Genomic DNA, 19338 nt, shown 5'->3' with positions numbered 1-19338 from the left:
CATGAGTAGAATCGATGCATGACATCTAGCACTGTTGAGCAGCATAATATGGGGCAGCTTCGTTCTCTTTTTTCCGGTTTGAGATTGAATGCTTCGCAGGCAGCTCGTGTTGCTGGTGTGAAACGGCCAGTGATTTCTACTTGGGCCTCACGTCATAACGATTTTCCGCGTGCTGTAGAGCAGGGCCTTGCATCTCGGGAGACGCTCTATGATGCCTTTGATTTTGCCGTGTGGGCTTCAAACCGAAAGCAGGCAAAGCGATCTTTTGAGGAGATGCTGGTGCAGGCTGCTGTTGAGGCTAGCGTAGCTCCGGCTCTTGAGAAGAATCTTGAGTTGCAGCAGCTGATTCAGTCGCTGACGACCCTGGTACTGGTTTTTCGTGTGGTTGAGCCTATTGCCGGGGAACGCCCTGTGGCCCTGTTACGGCGCTATGCAGAGGCTTCTTCCCAAACAGTGGGGAATATACGGCCTTTTATGCTGAAAGTTGATTCAGAAGATTTAGCTCTTTTGATGTGCCCTGCATATGTATTGGCTCGTTTCTCTAGTGATGTGTTGGGGGACGTTCACCTTTTTTCTTCCTTGGTGATGGTGCGCCAGAAGCTCGGCGAGCAGATTTCTGTTGAGTTGGGTGAATTCTTGCGGAGTATCAGTGCGCGTTTTGCTGGTGATGTGAGACTGCATTTTGCTTCTGGTGTTGACTCGGCCCTGACTGTGCAGGTGGCACAGAATATGGCGTTGACCCAGGATTTCCGGCGGAATCTGCACCTCACTAGTGCAGGAATAGCTGGGGATAGCGATTTTGCTAGGGTGCTAAATTTTTTGGCGGACGAGGAGCTTCTGCTGGTACCTGAGAGCAGTGGGTCTGGTCGGGAGCCTGCTCTGATTGTTGCAGTGTTACCCCTCGCTAAATCTGCGGTTGATAGTGTGCAACAGTGGTCTGATATTGAGGACTTACTGTTGGACGCTCCCCTGGGTGTGCCAGTTATGGTGCTGGGGAGGTCAGAGGTTCTAGGTTCGGCTTTTAAAGCGAGCGAGGATCTGCCGCGTCAGGCTGTGCTTGAGGCTGGGCATTTGCTGGCTTTGGTGAATTGTGGCCAGAAGCAGTTAGTGAATGAGTCTGGTGCTCGGCTGATGTTGGGTGTTTTTGAGAATCGTAGGAGGAGCGGTTCTGGGCAGAAGCCTCTTATCGGCGTGATTAATCTTGCTGAGAAGTTTGATGCCTTTCAGTGGGAAGCACGGGAAGAAGCCTTGCATGATATCGAGTCTTTGGTGGTGGAGAGCCGCCAATCGGCGGTCCGGAGCGCTTCTGGCGAGCATCACTTAGTGAGCGGCGCGCGTGCACGTTGGGAAGACATTAGAGAGTTTGGTTTTGACGCTGTAGTGGAGTTGTCTTCACAGGCGTCTAGTATTCCAGATGCGGTGTCGGGTATTAAGCGGGATGTTGAGCGTGTTAACAGCGCTGTGTACCCCAGGTTTTCATTGGATTGGCGGGTAGATTCTGTTTCTGGCTCCTCTACGAGGACGCTTGGGGGCGCTCGCGAGGACGGTCAGTTGCGGCGCGTTGCTGGCATGACTGCGCAGAAGCTGGCTGAGCTTGCTGGGGGGTCTTCTGGTGAAGGTACTGTGCGGGTTGTTGATGTTGAGGCTATGGAGCATTACCGCCAGATGGGCGTTTTACCTGCTGAGCATGATGCTTTGGGCGCAATAGATATGCTGAATCTTGAGATCGCGCAAGACGGTGACCTTTTGGTGTATGAGGGCCCGCAACCGGCTGTTTATGCGGTTCGTGGTGGTTTGATGGTGGCTAAGTCTCCGGTCTTTATTGTGAGGCGGAACTTGCCGGGCAGGGTTCAGCCTGATTTTCGGTTGGAGGTTTTTGCCGGGTTGGTACAGGCTGCGCTTGATGCTCAGGTGCGAGGTGGGGCGTCGAAGGTGAGCTGGCTGAGGGCTCGTGTTTCGGGTGAGTTGCTGAATGCTGTGTTGAGTGATGTGTCTAATGACCAGGTGGATTGGTTGGACCAGCAGTTGAAGAAGGTGCGAGAACAGAAGCTATTTTTGCGGGAGCAGTTGCTGGCCCTGGAGTCTCTTGCGAAAAATACCCTGGGAGGCCTGGCTGAGGGCTCAATCAAATTTTCGTAAAATATTGTAGCTACCGATACGTCTCCGTATCACCATATGTTGATGCATGAGAAAACTCAAGACTGGTACTCTTGCACCAAAGCTACTCATGAAAGGTGAAATCTAATGGCTACTGTGAAGAAGGGTAAGTCCTCTGCCTCTACCCCGGAGGAACTGCGCGATATGATGTGGGCTGCCGCCGATAAGTTGCGCGGTTCGATGAACGCGGCGGACTACATGAACTTCGTGCTGGGCCTGATTTTCCTTAAGTACGTGAGCGATAGTTTTGATGCTTGCGCGCTACAGATTAGGCAAGAGCTGATTGATGAAGGTTACGAGGGGGAAGAGCTCGATGAAGAGCTAGAAGTTTCCCTCCAGGACCCTGATTCTTTCTATGGTGAGGGCGTCTATTTCGTGCCTGAGAAGGCTCGCTGGGGCTACATCACTAACTTTGCTAAGACTGACAACATTGGTGAGGTGCTAGATGCGGCTATGCGCGAGATCATGGAGCAGAATGATCGTCTGCGTGGTGCGCTGAGCGAGATTTATAACAAGGAGAACGTAGATCAGCGCCGTCTTGCTGGCCTGATTGATTTGTTTTCTAACGCTGACTTTAAGGGTATTCGTGAGCAGACCGGTCGTTCTTCCCAGGACGTGCTGGGTGAGGTTTATGAATACTTCTTGGGGAAGTTTGCGGCGAAGCAGGGCCAGCGTGGTGGCGAGTTTTATACTCCGAGGTCTGTGGTGCGCACGCTGGTTGATATTTTGGAGCCGGTGGACGGCAAGCTGTATGACCCTTGCTGTGGTTCAGGCGGCATGTTTGTGCAGTCTGAGAAGTTTGTGGAGAAGCACGGCGCTTACTTTAAGCAGGAGAAGGGCTATGAGCCTGCTCTGATGGTTTATGGTCAGGAGCTTAATGACCAGACGTGGCGCCTTGCGCGTTTGAATCTTGCGATTCACGGTATTTTTGGTGAGCTGGGTGATCGTTGGGCTGATACTTTTACCGAGGATAAGCATGCAGGCACGAATTTTGATTATGTGCTGGCTAACCCGCCTTTTAACTTGAAGGATTGGGATCGTCGTACTGATGATCCGCGCTGGAATTTTGGTGTTCCTCCGGTACGCAATGCGAATTATGCCTGGTTGCAGCATATTTGGAGCAAGTTGAATGCGGGCGGTTCTGCGGCTGTGGTGCTGGCGAATGGTTCGATGAGCTCTAATACGGGTGGTGAGAATACTATTCGTGAGGAGATGGTGCGGGGTGACGCCGTGGCGGCGATGATTGCCTTGCCTGCCAACCTCTTCTTAGGTACTGCGATTCCGGTGTGCGTGTGGGTTCTTGCCAAGGATAAGGGTGCTGGTAAGCGCGGTAAGAATGACCGCAAGGGCGAGATTTTGATGATTGATGCCCGCGATATGGGCCATATGGTTGACCGGACGACCCGGGTGTTTTCTGATGAGGACGTTGCGAAGATTGCGGGTACCTGGCATCGCTGGCGCGGTACTGATTCGGAGCTGAATACGGGTGAGTATGAGGACGTCGCTGGTTTCACCAGGTCTGTATCTGTGAAGGATGTTGAGGCTGAGGATTGGGCTTTGACTCCGGGGCGTTATGTGGGTTCTGCGGCGGTGGTTGATGATGGCGAGCCGGTGGAGGTTCGTATTGCTCGTTTGCGTGAGAAGTTGAGTGTGCAGTTTGCGGAGTCGCAGCGTCTTGCTGAGGTGGTGCAGAAGAATCTGGCGAGTTTGGATTTGCCGCTGGTGCCTGCTGATAGCGAGGACGATGGGCTGGGGCAGGACGCCGCAGCTGAGGTTGCAGAGGGTGAGGTGAAGTAGGGATGACTTCAGCAAAGCTGGGCGACGTTCTAGATAAAATCATTGATTGTGAGCATAAAACAGCTCCAGAAACCGTAGGAGAAGTCTACGCGTACTCTGTTGGTACCCCTCATCTAAAAGAGGGCAGAATTTTATACAGCCAAGCTAAACCAATTTCTCAAGAAACTTATCTGCAATGGACTAAGAGGGGAGAGCCGGAAGCGGGTGATTTAATTCTTGCTCGTGAAGCACCGGTCGGGCAGGTGGGGCTAGTAGGAAACGTCAGGGTTGCATTGGGACAACGCACCGTGCTGCTCAAAGTGAATAAGAAATTGTGTGTTCCAAGATATCTGCATTACAAGCTAATATCCCCGCGAATGCAACAGTTGATGCAAGTTTGGTCTGAGGGCTCAACTGTTGCACATTTGAATGTCAAGGATATCCCTAAGCTAGACATCGGTAACCTTCCACCACTTTCAGAGCAGCGACGTGTGGCTGAGATTCTGGGGTCTTTGGATGACAAGATTGAGGCAAATAATGCGCTGATAGAATCCTTGGAACAACTCGCTGATACTGAGTTCCTGCGTCTGCTAAAGCTTCATGAGGGCTCTATAGAAGATGCTAAATATGGAGATTTGGCTGTGTTTGGTGGTGGAACCCCAAGCACGAAAAAACCTGAGTATTGGGAAGGCGGAGTTATTAATTGGGTAACGCCTACTGATGTGACCGGTTTGAGTAATCATGCTTTGTTTGAGAGTTCGAGGAAGATTACTGATGCTGGGCTAGAGGCTTGTTCTTCGGTATTACATCCAGCAGGTTCTATTCTAATGACTTCGCGTGCTTCTATTGGTTTCTTTGCTGTGAATGAAGTGCCAGCGGCTACTAATCAGGGTTTTATTGTGGTGGAGCCTGAGAACGCTGATGTTCGGTGGTGGGTGTACCACCATATGAAGCGTGATGTAGGATTATTTTTACAGTTATCGAATGGTGCAACGTTCATGGAGTTGAGCCGTGGCATGTTCAAGTCGCTACCGCTGAAACTGTATAGGGGTAAAACTGCTTTGAAGGATATTCATGCTCAGATTATTTCGTTAGCTGCAGAGAATAGAGAATTAGTAGAAACTCGCGACCTATTAATACGCAAACTCATCAAGTAGCGATTTTGGAATAATAATTTCCATGATAGGAATCTAATGGAGCAGTACAAAATTACACCTGATGGTTATATAGGAGTGAGCGTAAGTGGAAGTCGTAACAATGCGGCATCAATCTTAGAACGAGAGATAATTGATTTCATTGCTAAAAATACTGGCTACCCAGTAACTAAAGTTTTGATTCCAGGAATGGGTGCATTAGGTGGCCCACCATCAGATTTTATTGAACTGGTTCGGACTAGTTTCGAAATTGCTGGTTATCTCGGTGTTGCATGGAAAATGGAACAGTTTTTCCGTCGAAAAGCTAAATCAAGAATCGATAAGAAGGCGCGGAGACAGTTAGTTAATCGGCAACATCTCTTTATAGTCTTGACCCATGGAGACCCTATCCCAGATTCGTCTATTCAACGCTTAACGATTCGTGACCTAGTAGCGTTGTTGCCTCATCTGAGAGAAAAACTATCTGCTGTAGAGAACTTTACGCTGATGATTATGGGAAAATCTGCATCAGGAAATCAGGTTAATTTTTCTAACCTCAAATTAAAAGACCTTCAGGGTAAGGCTCTACGACGAATGATTAAGGTTTCTAAACGAGAAGAAGGCCCTATCGGCTATACCTCTGAAGATCTGAATATGTTGATTTTTAAACCAAACTCAAGACTGTATTAGTGGGGACTACAGATGCGTTTTTCAGAAAAATTTAATATCCAACTAGACGGGTCTGAGGAGTGGTTTGATTTACTGCTCAACCAAGACACACCATTGTATGTTGACCCATTTCTTATCTTTGAAGATGAGGATCCTTTTTGGGCTGAAGCTAAGGAGGAAATTGTCAACTTCTTTGAACACGCGGTTGGCTTAGCAATCAAATCTGAAGGTCAACAAAACCAGTATTGGAAGAGTGCAGTTCAAATTTTAAAGTGTCCTGAGCCGAATCAGTTTTGTTTAGGACTTAGTACCGGTGATCCTAAGGGGTCAGGGCTTGGAAAAATTGCGGCTGAATCAATATGTAAGAGTATATCAAAAGCTAGTAAATCAGAAATTGTTGATTTTTCGATGATAGTAGGGTTTATGATCCTGGTGCCTAACATCGGGGTGGATATTCTGAGTGATTGTGTTTGTAATATTCTTAAAAAGAAATTTATTGAGTATACCCAAAACGTTTGCACGGAAGAGTCTATCGAAATGGAAGAGCATGTAGTTTCTCATGCGGGCTTTAATAAAATTAGTAAACGGTGGGATAAACTCAAGTTTTATTTGCCTTCCAATCCTTATAGTAATTCTTACTCCTTGCTGGTCCCTAAAAGGTTTTTGGCAGAGATACCGTCAGAAGAAGCTGGTTATGATTATTACGACGCTATTGATATGAACGATGAATTGAGAAATAGATTTAATCTTGAGTTAAATAAGGAGCTAAATAAATCAAAAAGACTGGCTATAATCAAAGCCGCAATGTTGGAAAATCCAGAAAAATCAATGGATTTTATAAAAAAATTTAATGCGATGAACCCACGGAACCCGTATGATATTTCCACGGATCCTGAAGGTATATTTACTTGGTATGAAAAAGGTATTGAACTTGCTCAAAAGGCTGAATTAGTTAGGGAGCCTTTGGATAAAAATATTAAAGAGTTTGTTTTAGCTCTTGCTAATAGATTCAAGCATGCGGTTGAGGAGCAGGGGGGATGGAAACTCTTGTGGAACGATGGAAATACTAACCATCGTAAAGAGGATATAGTACAAAGTCTCGCAGGAATGATGTGGCGTTCTCAGTGTCGAAATGCCAATATTGATATTAATCGAGAGATTGAAACTGGTCGTGGTCCAGTGGATTTTAAATTTTCCTCTGGCTGGGAAGCGCGTGCTTTGCTGGAAGTTAAGCATCTTGACTCATCTGCGTTTCTCAAAGGTCTTCAGAAGCAGACCTTGCAATACCTAAAATCTGAGGAAGTCTATGTAGGGGTATATCTTGTTATTCAGTATGAGGAGAGCAAGCGTATGGACGAGCGAATTATTGAAATTCAAAGTGAAATTGAACGTCTAAAACGCCAAGGAAAAAATATTGAAGTGGTATTTGTTAATGCTTCTCCAGATAAGCCGTCTGCATCTAAATTATAAATATTATTTATAATCTTCTGACTTTGACCATGATTTTTCATCATCCATGCGCCTTATGCTTAATTGTAAAAAATAATTTAATGAATCTGGAAGCTCATGTCCCCAGGGTGTATGAAGTATATGCCATGGGCCTCTAGCTAGTTCCTAGCGCAGCCATGATGGGTCAGGGCTCTCGGCTTGCTTCGTGCGCTAAGCAGTTCATACCAGGTTTACCTATGTCAACTTTTCGGCACCCCTCACCCAGTGCCACTCACTTTTAACTGCTCCTACTCTTATATCCGTGAAGTCGAATGCACTGTGAATGCGATTAGCGGCATGCACCGAAAGAGCGTTAAAGAAAAAATACCTGGAGCCATTAGCAGTAAGTAGGACTTATCTATACGGGGCAATTCATTAGTTACGCGGTGACTCCATATTTCGGTAGGCTAAAAGAAGGAAGTCGCTACTTCATCTGTTGTATTTAGTGAAACAAACAAAGTAGCGGCTACCTGTTTGAAGAGCTAGAAACTGGCTTCGAGATCACGCATCATCGTGAATGTATCAACGTAATCTACACCGAAAGCACGGCAAACATCTGGAATCAGAACGCGCTTCTTAGCCTCAGGGCGCGGCAGTTCATGAGTCAAAACAGTCAAACCATGCGCTGCAGCATAGGCCACGAGAAAGTAATCAGCAATTCCCAAAAACTCATCTACCGCTGACTGCCTATAACCTTGCTGCCTTACCCAATCCGCAATCTCACCCATCGCCTGAATGGTTGCACCATCAGCAATATCCCTGAAGAAACGAGATCTGTTCTTTGCCCACTCAGTCAGAGCATCGTTGCCTTCCTTGAGCTCATCCAGCACAGGTTTAATACTTACCAGGCTCCCAGCGCCAAAATTCCGATCAAGGAACTCCCAGAAACTCGGCACAAGGTCAAAAGCATAGTAGCGGCGGTATGCCTCAACCAAAATATTGGTATCTACCAGGAACATCACCAAGCACCAACCTCACGTGCGAAACGCTCAAAAGTCTTAGTCTGCCTAACTCCCAACAAATGCTGGGCATCAGGATACGACATCCTACCGCTACGCGCCTCGCGGTACACTGCCCGCGCAAAACGCGGCCCCACTACAAAGGGGTGCGACTTATAAAACTCGCCACCAGAAGACCCCTTCTCGGTTTTCTGCCGCAAAACCTCCAAAGCCCGAGCCTCAAACTCAGGGTAAGCCACAGACCACTGCTCACAAGAAATCAGCTTCAAATCCCGAAGCCGATTCAGCAGAGCCAACGCACTCACCCTAAAACGCTTCGCCACAGGTAACACCGCGTCCTCGCCCAAGGAACGCAGAGCAAGCCTGCTCACCTCACTGGCGGGCATGAGAAAGGCCGCTGCAAACTCATCGCACCAACGCTCAGAACGACTTAAGCTTCCGCTCTCTTCAGCATCATCAGACACACCAGACTCACCCAAAACCAAATGCCCCACTTCATGGAACATCGTGAAAACCTGAGCAGCATGAGACTCTTTGCCATTCACAAAAATAAGCGGAGCGTACTCATCAGAAAGAGAAAAGCCACTGAACTCTTGAGTATCAAAAGGCCTACGGGTGGAGCCAAAATAGCCAGCCACGCTTACAAGAACACCCTGATTCTCAAGGAAAGTAAAAACCTCCTTGCGAGACTCAACATAGCTCTGTGCCTTGCTGGCAGTATAAAAATTCCACTGCTCACGTAAACGCATTGCTACAGTCTCAGGTGCGTCACTTAAGCTGGCACTACCAACCCAATCCACAACGTCCAGACCCTGATCAAGCGCATAATCGCGGAACCAAACCTGCTTACGCTGCTGTGCGTAAATCTCATCGGTTAGTTCCTGAGAATAACGGCTACTGCGCCCATCACGCCTGCGAAAATCAGGCAAAGGCTTCTCAAGCACTGGTGGCTCACTCATCATCAAGTAGCCAAAGGGAACGTGAGTGCTCTTCGCAAAATCCTGTAGCTGCTTTAAAGTCGGCTGCAATGAGCCTTCAAGCCAACCCACCACCTTGTCGCCTAGCCGCAAATCACCAGGTTCAACACTAGCTTGTTCCAAAGCCCAAGAAATCAAAGCGGGTTTCACCGGGACCCGAACGCTCACACTACACCCCCTCACAAAAACTGCTTAAGAAAACACCCCCTATGACATGACCGAGATAGCTTGATACTAGGCTTCTTAACGGTATGAGGGGACTCTACCTCTAATTTAATCTATTGATGTAAACCAGCGCTACACAAAAGTGAAGAAAAGCATGGCACGTTCTGGGCGGCGGTTCTATAGAGATAAGCCACCTACGGTTCCAGCGCTAGGTGAACCATAGCGTGATGAATACCTCGCACAGGGCACGATTGAGTGCTCAGAACACACTCCTTGGCAAGTGGTTGGAAGCCCAAAAGATTGTACAGTGACTGTGCAAAAGATTGTACAATCTTTCAGTTTATTGCTGCTGGAAGGGCATACAGCGGGTACCTACCCAAACATCAAGAGAGCAACTGATACGCCCCATTATCACTGTCACACTTCTCCCAATGATTTCCCCTTGCATAAGCTAGGAACAGATAAGACACCCCTAGCAAAGGAACAGAACCATGGCATTCATCGACGAATCAGAATGGGAAAGCTTCGCACTCGACATTCTCGGAGAACTCAGCTGGCAACCCCTCCACGGCACACAAATCGCCCCTAACGCCAGAGGCGAGGACGACATCAACGGCAAGCTCCCCTACGAGCACCTCCGCGAGAAAAACGACACCCTCGAAATCCCCGGCATGCTCCGTGAAGCCATCGCCCGCCTCAACCCCGAACTCACCCCAGAAGACATACGAACCGTCGCCGAAAGCGTCCTCACCGCCGCATCCATCGACCCCAAAGCCGAAAACCGCGAAGCCCACAAATACATCACTAAGGGGTACAAGGGTCTCACCATCAAACGCCACGACGGCAGCGAATACAACCCCACCGTACGCATCATCAGCCGCAACCCCGACGAAAACCGCTGGCTCGCCGTCCAACAAGTCACCCTCAAAACCCTCGACAAAGAACGCCGCTTCGACATCGTGCTCTACTGCAACGGCCTACCCGTCGGCATCATCGAACTCAAACGCGCAGGCGACCCCAACGCAGACCTCCGAGGTGCTCACAACCAAATCAACCAGTACCTGCACGACTTCCCCCTAGCCTTCCGCTACAACGTCCTCACCATCATCAGCGACGGCATCACCGCCCGCTACGGAACCCCCTTCACCCCCTACCCTCACATGTCTGTCTGGAACGTGGACGACGACGGCAAACTCATCGACTTCACCACAGAAACACCAGACCCCTCAGACTACGAATCCCAAACCGCCCTCGAAGCCCTCCTCTTCGGTGTCGCCAACCAAGAACGCTTCCTCGACCTGCTCAACAACTACATTGTGTTCACCAGCGTTCCTAATGAACAGGGCGGCGTCCAAACCACCAAAATCATCGCCAAACCCCACCAATACTTCGCCGTAAGTCGTGCTGTCACCGAAACCATGCGAGCAGTCACCGGAAACCGCCAAATCGGCGTCGTCTGGCACACCCAGGGCTCAGGTAAATCCCTTGAAATGGTCTTCTACGACAACATCGTCATGCGCCACCAGCACCTCAACAACCCCACCACCATCGTCGTCACTGACCGCACCGACCTTGACGACCAGCTCTTTAACACCTTCTCATCCACCCTAGATTTCCTGCCGGAAACCCCTTACGAAATTGAAAGTATCGCTGAGCTTCGCAGCGAACTACAGGGGCGCCAGCAGGGCGGTATTTACTTCACCACCCTACAAAAATTCGCCAAAACCAAAGATGAAAAAGACGCCGGTCTCAGCCACCAAATGCTCTCAGACCGCTCAAACATCATCATCATGGTGGACGAAGCGCACCGCTCCCACTACGACAATCTCGATGGTTTTGCCCGCAACATCCGCGACGCGCTACCCAAGGCCAGCTTCATTGCCTTTACCGGCACCCCCATCGAAAAGCTAGAGACCAACACCCAAGCAGTCTTTGGTGACTATATCGATATCTACGATCTCACCCGCGCAGTTAAAGACGGTGCCACCGTACCCGTCAAATACGAGTCCCGCTACATCCCCCTGGAACTGCCAGACGGCGAAACCATCGAAAATATCAATGATGTCGCCGAGCGCCTGACTGAAGAACTCGACGAAGCAGAGCGCAGGAAGACCGAACAGGCTGTGCTGCGCATGAACACCATGTACGGTTCACCAAACCGCCTCAAGAAACTGGCAGCAGACCTCGTAGAACACTGGGAAACCCGCAGCAGCTCCATGAAACAGCTCATCGGAGTACCCGGTAAAGGCATGATCGTTGGCGTGACCAGGCAGGTTTGTGCTGACCTCTACGACCACATCATCGAGCTCCGCCCAGACTGGGCGGGAACCGGTATCAACGACGGAAAAATCCAGGTGCTCTACACTGGGTCCGCCTCAGACGAAGAGGATATCGCCCGATTTGCCCGTAACGGTCAGGCATCAAAGACGCTACAGGCCCGTTTGAAGAATCCCAATGACCCGCTCGAGCTCATCATCGTGCAGTCAATGCTCCTCACAGGGTTCGACGCGCCAGCGCTCCACACCATGTACCTTGACCGCCCCCTTAAAGGTGCCCTGCTCATGCAGGCTCTTGCCCGCGTCAACCGAACCTACAAAGAAAAACAGGAAGCCCTGCTCGTTGGTTATGCGCCCATCATCGATAACTTGCGTGAGGCCCTCGGCATCTATGCGAGTAGCCATACTGCAGGTGCACCCGGCGAGCACGATATGCAAACCGCTGCGGAAAACGCTCTCAATCTCATCACCGAAATTGAATACCTACTACAACCTGTGCACGGGTGGAAGGAGAAAATTCTCGGTGAGGGTAACCATCGCCCTAACCCAGCAGACCGTATCGCGGCCCTCCGCATGGTTATGGGATTCCTGCTCAGTAACCGCCAGGCAACCGAACCCGTCATCAAGGATTCGGACTCTATTGACGGAACACCACGCCGTCCCCAAAAAACGGAGAAGAGCATCTACAGCAAGTTTGTAGAACGCAGTTCCCAACTCACTCGGCTGTACAACTTTGTTGCCTCCACCCATGAAAACGACAAAGTCAAAGAACTCAAGCAGAAAACAGTCTATGTGCAGTTCTTTGAAGAGGTACGCGTAGCCGCAGCCAAGAACCTAGCCGAAGACCGGGTTAGTCGTGGTTTGCCTGTGCCTGAAGACATCAAGCGCCTGCTAGAAAACTACACCGAAGGGCTCATCGAAACCGGTGAAGTGAAAGACCTCCACAAGCTTGCAGGAATTCCCGCACCAGACCTCAATGAGCTCAACCTAGACTTCGCCCGCCAGGCAGCCGAAAATTCCAGTGAACCGTTAGCTCTGGAAGCCTTGCGTAAGGCAATGCAACGACAAATGCGAGATACCGTCGGGCATAACCAGACCCGTCAGGCCTACTACGGCGAAAAGCTGCAGGACCTTGTCACAAAATACAACAACTCGCAGCTAAGCTTCGTTGAAATCATGGAACACATCATCGAACTGGGTAAAGAGCTTAAACAAGAAGCAATGCGCGGCGAGGAGCTGGGCCTCACCTACGATGAAATGATTTTTTACGATACTCTCGAAGCTTGCGACCGAGCTGAACTAGAGTACTCTGCCGATGCCCTGGCAGACATCGCTCGCGGAATTGCAAACGCCATCCAGGGATCGCACCGGGACTGGCTCTCTCAGCCCACGCAGCGTGCCAAACTGCGCAAAACTGTTAAACGTCTGCTTCGCAAGCACAAATATCCGCCGAAAGGTCAGGATGAAGCCCGCCGCCGCGTCCTAGAGCAAATGGAAATCATCGCGGAGGAAAGGAGCAAGAGGCAGAACGGGGAGTGATGCACCGACTATCACAGGATGCCCCGGTGCTCCCTGAGGTGCCTGCCTATCGGCGCGTCTGTGGATAACCCCTGTAATGCTCGGTCATAAATCCGCCGGGCACCCCGGAGTTATCCACAGATTTCTAAAAGACCTAGTGGGAGCCAAAATTTTTTCCCATACTGGTGCCATGAACAACACTTTCCAGCACCCCGAACGTCCGCCCTACCCGCTACCTCCAGCCCCAGCTCGCCCGCCTCACCCGGGCCAGCCCCTTGTGTACCCACTGCCGGGGGTGCATATGCCCCACGAGACAAACAAGCTCAATCCCTACGGCACAATCTCCCTGGTCATGATGCTACTTATGGCCTGCCTAGGGCTCGCCAACTTTTTCTTTTTCGGCTGGGAACTCAACATCGTCCTACCCACAGGGTTTACCTGGCTCGGTGCCATGGGGCTGGGAATAGGGGCCCTATTCGTGAAGGGCCGAGAGAAAATCACTGCAATCATCGCCCTGATCTTGGGGGTGCTGATTATCGTCGCTGCCCCGCTATTCTTATTTCTTGCCTTGGCCTTCATTATGTGGGTGGGAAGTGGCTTCGCCTAGAGGATGAACTCGCGGCGCCCCTCCTCATACCCGGGTATGATTTGTTGTTTTCTGAGCATCAACCGGGTGTTGTCTGGGCAGGTTAGCACTTACACTAAAAGAGAACTGCACTACATTTATCTCCGCTAGTGAAGGGCCAGCACCATGAGCACAACCCCCACACCTCCGACTCAAGTACCGGAAGCTGCGCACCGGCGTCCGCCTGCCAAAAAGAAAATGAGCACCCTCACTAAGGTACTCATTGGTCTGGCTGTAGGCGTCATCGCTCTCATCGCCATCGGTGCGCTAGTCGTGGGTAGCATGTTTGGTGGCAACACCAGTGCTCAGAACTCCATCCCCTCCACCGACTACCTGATTTTGAGCGACGAAGGCGTCAGCAACAAAGTACGGGTGGACGGTACCATCGCCCCCGGCGAAGTCCGCTCCATCACCACCCACCTCACCAGCCCCATCAGCTCCGTTGAGGTAGAGGTCGGCGACCGGGTTGAGCTCGGCCAGACCCTAGCCACCATCGACACCTCCACCTTGCAGGGGGACCTCGATACCCAACGCACCCAGCTCGACGGGGCCGTCACCAGCGCCCAGGGCGCTCTGACCGCAGCGCAAACCGCCTACGACCAGTACAGCCAGGGAATCACCAACGGCACCAACCCCGAAATTCTAGCGGCCCTCGCTACCCAGCGCTCCGCTAACGAACAAGCCTCCCTGGCTGCCACCGACCTCAACGCCAAGTATCAGATGCGCGATCAGGCCGCTGCTGCCGGTGAAGACCTCACCATGATTAACGCCGAAGTCGCCGCCGCTGAGTCGGCCCTGCGTCTGGCTAACGGGGCAAAGGCGGACGCAGACACCGCCGTCGCCACCGCCCGCACCTCCGCCAACACCCAGCTTTCAGCCCTCGAAACCGAGCTCAATAGCGCCCGCACCGCCCTGACCAGCGCAGAAACCACTCGCGACCAGACCCTCGGTGCCCTGCAGGGGGACCTCAGCTCAGCCACCCTCACTTCACCCATCAACGGTGTCGTTATGAGCGTAGCTAAGCCCGGTGCGCCGGCAACCGGCCCCGTCGTGACCATCGGTGACGATTCCAAGCTCACCATCACCACCAGCGTCCGCGAGGCTGACGTTGCCACCATCAAGGAAGGCAACCGCGTCACCTTTACCGCCGGGGCAACCGGAACCAAGGAGTACTCGGGTACCGTCACCTCGGTCGCATCCATCGCCGACTCTGCCCAGCAGACCAATCCTGAGGCTGCAGCAGCGGGCATGGCAGCCGGTGGTTCACCCACCTTTACCGTCACCATCGAAGTTACCGGTGACCGCGACGGCCTCTACCTGGGGTCCTCCGTCAAGGCCAGCATTATCACCGCTGAAGAGGAAAGCTCCCTAGCGGTGCCCCTGGATGCGGTCTATACTAACGATCTCGGTAGCGAGAGTGTTGTGGTGGCTGTCGCTAATGACGACGGCTCCTTCACCCTCGAAGAGCGCTCCGTTGAAACCGGCCTGGCTAACGAGTTCGACATCGCTATCACCGGCGGCGATGTAGCCTCCGGCGACATGGTGCTCACCTACGGCGAAACCTACCGCTACCGCGTGGGTGAAACCGTCACCCTCGACGCCGGCACCAGCTTCGGGTGGTAGGCCATGAGCACCCTGCTCGATATGCAAGGCATCGTTAAAACCTTCAACGCGGGCACGCCCAGTGCCATTACGGTGCTCCCCGGTGTTGACTTTCACGTCGATCGCGGTGAGTTTGTATCGGTGGTGGGCCAGTCCGGCTCAGGTAAGACCACGCTGATGAACATCATCGGCCTGCTCGACCGGGCCACCCAGGGTTATTACACCTTCGCCGGTGAGAATATCCCTTCCCTCAGTGATGACGAGTTAGCTTACTACCGCAGCCAGAACATCGGGTTTATCTTCCAGAGCTTCAACCTGGTGGGCCGTATTTCTGCCCTCAAGAACGTGGAAATGCCCATGATGTACGCCGGTATCAACCCCCGTGACCGTCGCGAACGAGCCGCCCACCTGCTAGAGCAGATGGGCATGGCCGACCGCATGAACCACAGCCCCACAGCTCTCTCCGGTGGCCAGAAGCAGCGTGTTGCTATCGCCCGCGCCCTGGCCAACGACCCGCCCCTGCTCCTGGCAGATGAGCCCACCGGCGCCCTGGATTCCCAAACCGGCCGTATGGTCATGGATCTCTTCCACGAGCTCAACCGCGAGCAGGGCAAGACCATCGTCTTCATTACCCACAACCCCGAGCTGGCGGCTGAGACCGACCGCATCGTCACCATGGTCGACGGCCGGATTACAGAGGAGGTCTCGCAATGAACGTGCGTGAATCAATCTCCCTAGCCCTGGGCAGCCTGCGCAACAACAAGATGCGCTCCTTCCTCACCCTGCTCGGCATCATCGTGGGCATCGCCTCGGTCATTACGATTCTGACCCTGGGCCATTCGCTCAAAACCCAGGCCTCTGAGTCGATTGTGAGCTCTGGTGCCAACGACCTGATGGTGAACGTGGTGCAGCGACCCACCGAGGAGCAGGAAGAAGCTGGTTTGACCTCGGGCCCGATGGGCATGCCGAACGGCGAATACATTGAGCCCGCAGCTGAGTCTAAGTTCGATGAGCACGACATCGCCCGCCTCAAAGAGGCCCTGGGCGATAACATCGCGGGTATTCCCCTCGGGGCAAACTCTTACACCAGCGTAAATCTCAGTGCTGGTGGGAGCGAGGCTCCTTACGCCAGTGCCCAGTTCGTCAATATGGACTACCTGGAGCTCAACCCGGTCAGCCTGGTGGCGGGGCGTTCTCTGACGCAAGCCGACATGGATGCCAAGCGACCGGTCATCCTGCTTTCAACCGATCAGGCGTACCAGCTCTTTGGCGACCCCCAGACGGCAGTGGGAAGTGAAATCGATGCGCAGTTTGGCATGACCTCGCGAAGCCTCATGGTGGTCGGGGTCTATCAAACCGAATCTGTGGGCAGCGGTATCTTCGCCTACACAGGGCCGGGCACAGTCTACCTACCGGTGTCGCTGGAGTCTGACTTCAACTCCTATAACAGCGACGGCTGGAATAGCATCACTGTGCGCCCGGCTGAGGGTAAGGACCTGGGCCAGGTCAAGGCACTGCTCCAGGCCCACCTGACCAGTATGTACCGCAGCGACGACCAGTTCATGGCCGAAATCCAGGACTTCTCAGCCATGACCGAGCAGTTCAATGCGGTTCTGGACGGCATCAGCGCAGCTATCTCGGCTATCGCCGGTATCTCGCTGCTGGTGGGCGGTATCGGCGTCATGAACATTATGCTCGTGACCGTCACCGAACGTACCCGCGAAATTGGCATCCGCAAGGCCCTGGGTGCAACGCGCGGGGCAATCCGCCTACAGTTCGTGGTTGAGGCTATGATGGTCTGCCTGGTCGGCGGTATCCTCGGCGTTCTCATCGGTGGTGGCCTGGGTATGCTGGGTGCCAACATGCTGGGAACCTTCGTCTTCCCGCCGCTCAGCGCCGTGCTCCTAGCCCTGGGGTTCTCCCTGGCCATCGGTCTCTTCTTCGGCTACTACCCGGCCAACAAGGCGGCCAAGCTCGACCCCATCGATGCCCTGCGCTACGAGTAGCTACCCGCCTCACCCCTGGTAAAAAGATAAAAACAAGGACGCCGCCCCCACCTTCCTGCCCTGAGGCAGGGGAGTGGGAGGCGGCGTCCTTATTTTCGTGCGCTACCTGCGCCTAGCGCAGGGTCTCACCAATCTTCAGGTGCACCACCGAGGGGCCACGAGTGGCCAGGGCCTGCTGAACGGTCTCGGCCAGGGTGTCCATGGTGGCTGAGAAGCCGGTGGCGCCGAAGCCCTCGGCCAGTTTGACCCAATCGGGCTGCACCAGGTCTACCGCCACGGGGGCGATGCCGCGGTCGCGCTCGTTCTGGCGGATCTCGCCGTAGCCGCCGTTCTCCACGCAGATGATGGGCAGGTCGAGCTGCTGCTCAACAGCGGTCATGAGCTCCTGGATGGCGAACATGAGGGCGCCGTCGCCGAGCAGGCAGACCACCGGACGTTCGGGCGCGGCTACCTTAGCACCGATAGCGGCAGGCAGGCCGTAGCCCAGGGTAGCGTAGGTTGCCATGTAGAGCAGGGAGTTGGGGCGGGCGGCCCGGTAGAAGGTGGTAGTGCCCATGTAGGTGACCTGGGAGGAGTCACCGGCGATGATGGTGTCTTCGGGCAGGACCTCCATAATCTTCTCGTTGAGCTCGGCCAGCTCGGGCGCGATAGCCCGCCCCTCGTTATCGAGGGCATCGAAGATGTTGTGCAGGTCGCGTGGTTCGCGGGAGCCGGGGGCCAGGCCGAGCTCGGCGAGGGCGTCCAGCAGCTGGGGGATGACGGCCTTGGAGTTGCCGGGTAGCTCAATGTCGGGGGTGATGTTGGTGAGCATCTGGTCACGGGTGATATCAACGCGAATGACGGGCCCAGCGGGGCGGATATCGCCATCCCAGAGCTCCGCTTCACCAATCTTGGAGCCGATGATTAGCATGGCGTCAGCCTCACGGCAGAAGGCGTGGGCGGCGCTCAGGCGCAGGTCGGCTCCGAGGGAGAGGCGGTGCTTTTCGGGGATGGCGCCCTTTCCGTTGACCGAGGTGATGACGGGTGCTTCGAGAGTTTCAGCCAGGCGGAGTAGGTCTGCTGCTGCCCCGATAGAGCCGCCACCTGCGACGATGATGGGCTTCTTCGCTTCGGCCAGCATACGGGCAGCCTCGCGCACGTCGTCAGCAGGTGCAGGCTGAGGCTTTCCCAGGGGGCGGGCCTGCAAGATAGCGGGGTCGAGTTCGACGTCGCGTTCGAGCACGTCGAGGGGCACCTCAATGTGAATGGGGCGCGGACGGTTGTGGGCGAAGGAACGGAAGGCGTTGTGGAGGATGTCCACGGCTTCTTCGGCCGAGTTGACGCGGCGGGAGAGCTCGACGATGGAGTTGACGGCACCGGTGGGGTTCTTGGTCTCGTGCAGGGCACCGATGTCGCGGAATTCGTGCCCCACAGGGCGGCCGGGGGAGAGGATAATCATGGGGCGTGACTCGGCGTAGGCGGTGGCTGCACCTGAGAGCGAGTTAAGTAGACCGGGGCCCGAGGTGGTGATGACGACGCCGGGTAGGCCGCGGGTCAGGGACCAGCCGTCTGCCCCGTAGGAGGCACCCTGCTCGTGGCGGGTGGTGACGGGGTGAATGTCGAGCTCTTCGAGGTGGCGGTAGAACTCAAGGTTGTGGGTGCCGGGGATGCCGAAGACGGTATCGATGCCGTAGCTGCGCAGGGTTGCCAGAATGGCGTAGCCGGCGTTGCGGCGGGGCTCGGTGGTTTCACCGGAACGGTCGGGAAGTGAGGGGTGAGTCATGGTGGCCTTTCGTGGGCGCGGGGTGCGGGCTTCCGCTTTAGCATACGGGGTGAATGCATAGATATGCGGGATTTTCGTGCCTGAAATGTTATGCGGAGCACAGTATGTTTATAAGCGGACGCCCGTGGCGGCTTGGTTGCGCTGGGCGGTTCTGGTGGTAGGGGGCTCTGTTGCTCTATTATGGTTTCATACTGCGTCATAGAAAGACATTAAGGGTAAGTATTC

The 19338-nt window shown here is 53.5% G+C and carries 13 protein-coding genes; 10 read left to right on the top strand and 3 right to left on the bottom strand.

All coding sequences use genetic code 11. The features are described 5' to 3' along the window. Nucleotides 1-18 precede the first annotated feature (18 nt). The 5 genes from QM007_RS10550 to QM007_RS10530 all read left to right on the top strand — a co-directional run bounded on the left by QM007_RS10550 (nt 19) and on the right by QM007_RS10530 (nt 7205). Nucleotides 19-2139, top strand: coding sequence for a hypothetical protein (locus QM007_RS10550; protein WP_283489922.1), 2121 nt, complete (start codon nt 19-21; stop codon nt 2137-2139). A 105-nt stretch (nt 2140-2244) separates the two neighbouring features. Beyond that, nucleotides 2245-3954, top strand: coding sequence for a type I restriction-modification system subunit M (locus QM007_RS10545; RefSeq protein ID WP_283489921.1), 1710 nt, complete (start codon nt 2245-2247; stop codon nt 3952-3954). A gap of 2 nt (nt 3955-3956) precedes the next feature. Beyond that, nucleotides 3957-5090, top strand: coding sequence for a restriction endonuclease subunit S (locus QM007_RS10540; RefSeq protein WP_283489920.1), 1134 nt, complete (start codon nt 3957-3959; stop codon nt 5088-5090). Between the two features lie 36 nt (nt 5091-5126). Then, the gene (locus QM007_RS10535) at nt 5127-5756 is read left to right on the top strand and encodes a hypothetical protein (protein ID WP_283489919.1); all 630 of its coding nucleotides are present in this window, start codon (nt 5127-5129) and stop codon (nt 5754-5756) included. 12 nt (nt 5757-5768) lie between these two features. Next, complete coding sequence (locus QM007_RS10530; protein ID WP_283489918.1) at nt 5769-7205, top strand: DUF8370 family protein; 1437 nt, start codon at nt 5769-5771, stop codon at nt 7203-7205. A 500-nt stretch (nt 7206-7705) separates the two neighbouring features. On the opposite strand, the gene QM007_RS10525 is transcribed toward QM007_RS10530, so the two are convergent. After that, the gene (locus tag QM007_RS10525) at nt 7706-8182 is read right to left on the bottom strand and encodes a DUF4411 family protein (protein WP_283489917.1); all 477 of its coding nucleotides are present in this window, start codon (nt 8180-8182) and stop codon (nt 7706-7708) included. After that, nucleotides 8182-9327, bottom strand: a complete 1146-nt coding sequence (locus QM007_RS10520) for an ImmA/IrrE family metallo-endopeptidase (RefSeq protein WP_283489916.1) — start codon at nt 9325-9327, stop codon at nt 8182-8184. The genes QM007_RS10525 and QM007_RS10520 overlap by 1 nt, the downstream gene beginning before the upstream one ends. Before the next feature lie 488 nt (nt 9328-9815). Between QM007_RS10520 and QM007_RS10515 the strand changes: the two genes are divergently transcribed. The 5 genes from QM007_RS10515 (at nt 9816) to QM007_RS10495 (ending at nt 17351) form a co-directional block, all read left to right on the top strand. After that, nucleotides 9816-13139 carry a type I restriction endonuclease subunit R gene (locus QM007_RS10515; protein WP_283489915.1) on the top strand — a complete coding sequence of 1108 codons (3324 nt, stop codon included), beginning with the start codon at nt 9816-9818 and terminating at the stop codon, nt 13137-13139. A 280-nt stretch (nt 13140-13419) separates the two neighbouring features. Next, nucleotides 13420-13725, top strand: coding sequence for a hypothetical protein (locus QM007_RS10510; RefSeq protein ID WP_283489914.1), 306 nt, complete (start codon nt 13420-13422; stop codon nt 13723-13725). 216 nt (nt 13726-13941) lie between these two features. Continuing rightward, the gene (locus QM007_RS10505; protein WP_283489913.1) at nt 13942-15366 is read left to right on the top strand and encodes an efflux RND transporter periplasmic adaptor subunit; all 1425 of its coding nucleotides are present in this window, start codon (nt 13942-13944) and stop codon (nt 15364-15366) included. Nucleotides 15367-15369: 3 nt separating this feature from the next. Next, nucleotides 15370-16059, top strand: a complete 690-nt coding sequence (locus QM007_RS10500) for an ABC transporter ATP-binding protein (RefSeq protein ID WP_283489912.1) — start codon at nt 15370-15372, stop codon at nt 16057-16059. Next, the gene (locus QM007_RS10495) at nt 16056-17351 is read left to right on the top strand and encodes an ABC transporter permease (RefSeq protein WP_283489911.1); all 1296 of its coding nucleotides are present in this window, start codon (nt 16056-16058) and stop codon (nt 17349-17351) included. The genes QM007_RS10500 and QM007_RS10495 overlap by 4 nt, the downstream gene beginning before the upstream one ends. 112 nt (nt 17352-17463) lie before the next feature. Here the strand turns inward: QM007_RS10495 and QM007_RS10490 are convergent, their stop codons facing one another. Beyond that, nucleotides 17464-19113 (bottom strand): thiamine pyrophosphate-binding protein, encoded by a 1650-nt coding sequence (locus QM007_RS10490; RefSeq protein ID WP_283489910.1) that lies wholly within the window; start codon nt 19111-19113, stop codon nt 17464-17466. Nucleotides 19114-19338: the final 225 nt, after the last annotated feature.

The sequence above is a fragment of the Rothia sp. SD9660Na genome (assembly GCF_030064065.1).
Classification (GTDB): domain Bacteria; phylum Actinomycetota; class Actinomycetes; order Actinomycetales; family Micrococcaceae; genus Rothia.
The sequence above is the reverse complement of the archived record's forward strand: the minus strand, read 5'-3'. Positions and strand labels throughout refer to the sequence as shown.

Excerpts from the sequence above, each read along its gene's own strand:
- QM007_RS10515 (WP_283489915.1), top strand. The coding sequence starts at position 9,816 with ATGGCATTCATCGACGAATCAGAATGGGAAAGCTTCGCACTCGACATT.
- QM007_RS10490 (WP_283489910.1), bottom strand. The coding sequence starts at position 19,113 with ATGACTCACCCCTCACTTCCCGACCGTTCCGGTGAAACCACCGAGCCC.
- QM007_RS10525 (WP_283489917.1), bottom strand. The coding sequence starts at position 8,182 with ATGTTCCTGGTAGATACCAATATTTTGGTTGAGGCATACCGCCGCTAC.
- QM007_RS10530 (WP_283489918.1), top strand. The coding sequence starts at position 5,769 with ATGCGTTTTTCAGAAAAATTTAATATCCAACTAGACGGGTCTGAGGAG.
- QM007_RS10545 (WP_283489921.1), top strand. The coding sequence starts at position 2,245 with ATGGCTACTGTGAAGAAGGGTAAGTCCTCTGCCTCTACCCCGGAGGAA.
- QM007_RS10550 (WP_283489922.1), top strand. The coding sequence starts at position 19 with ATGACATCTAGCACTGTTGAGCAGCATAATATGGGGCAGCTTCGTTCT.
- QM007_RS10510 (WP_283489914.1), top strand. The coding sequence starts at position 13,420 with ATGCCCCACGAGACAAACAAGCTCAATCCCTACGGCACAATCTCCCTG.
- QM007_RS10535 (WP_283489919.1), top strand. The coding sequence starts at position 5,127 with ATGGAGCAGTACAAAATTACACCTGATGGTTATATAGGAGTGAGCGTA.
- QM007_RS10495 (WP_283489911.1), top strand. The coding sequence starts at position 16,056 with ATGAACGTGCGTGAATCAATCTCCCTAGCCCTGGGCAGCCTGCGCAAC.
- QM007_RS10505 (WP_283489913.1), top strand. The coding sequence starts at position 13,942 with ATGAGCACCCTCACTAAGGTACTCATTGGTCTGGCTGTAGGCGTCATC.
- QM007_RS10500 (WP_283489912.1), top strand. The coding sequence starts at position 15,370 with ATGAGCACCCTGCTCGATATGCAAGGCATCGTTAAAACCTTCAACGCG.
- QM007_RS10540 (WP_283489920.1), top strand. The coding sequence starts at position 3,957 with ATGACTTCAGCAAAGCTGGGCGACGTTCTAGATAAAATCATTGATTGT.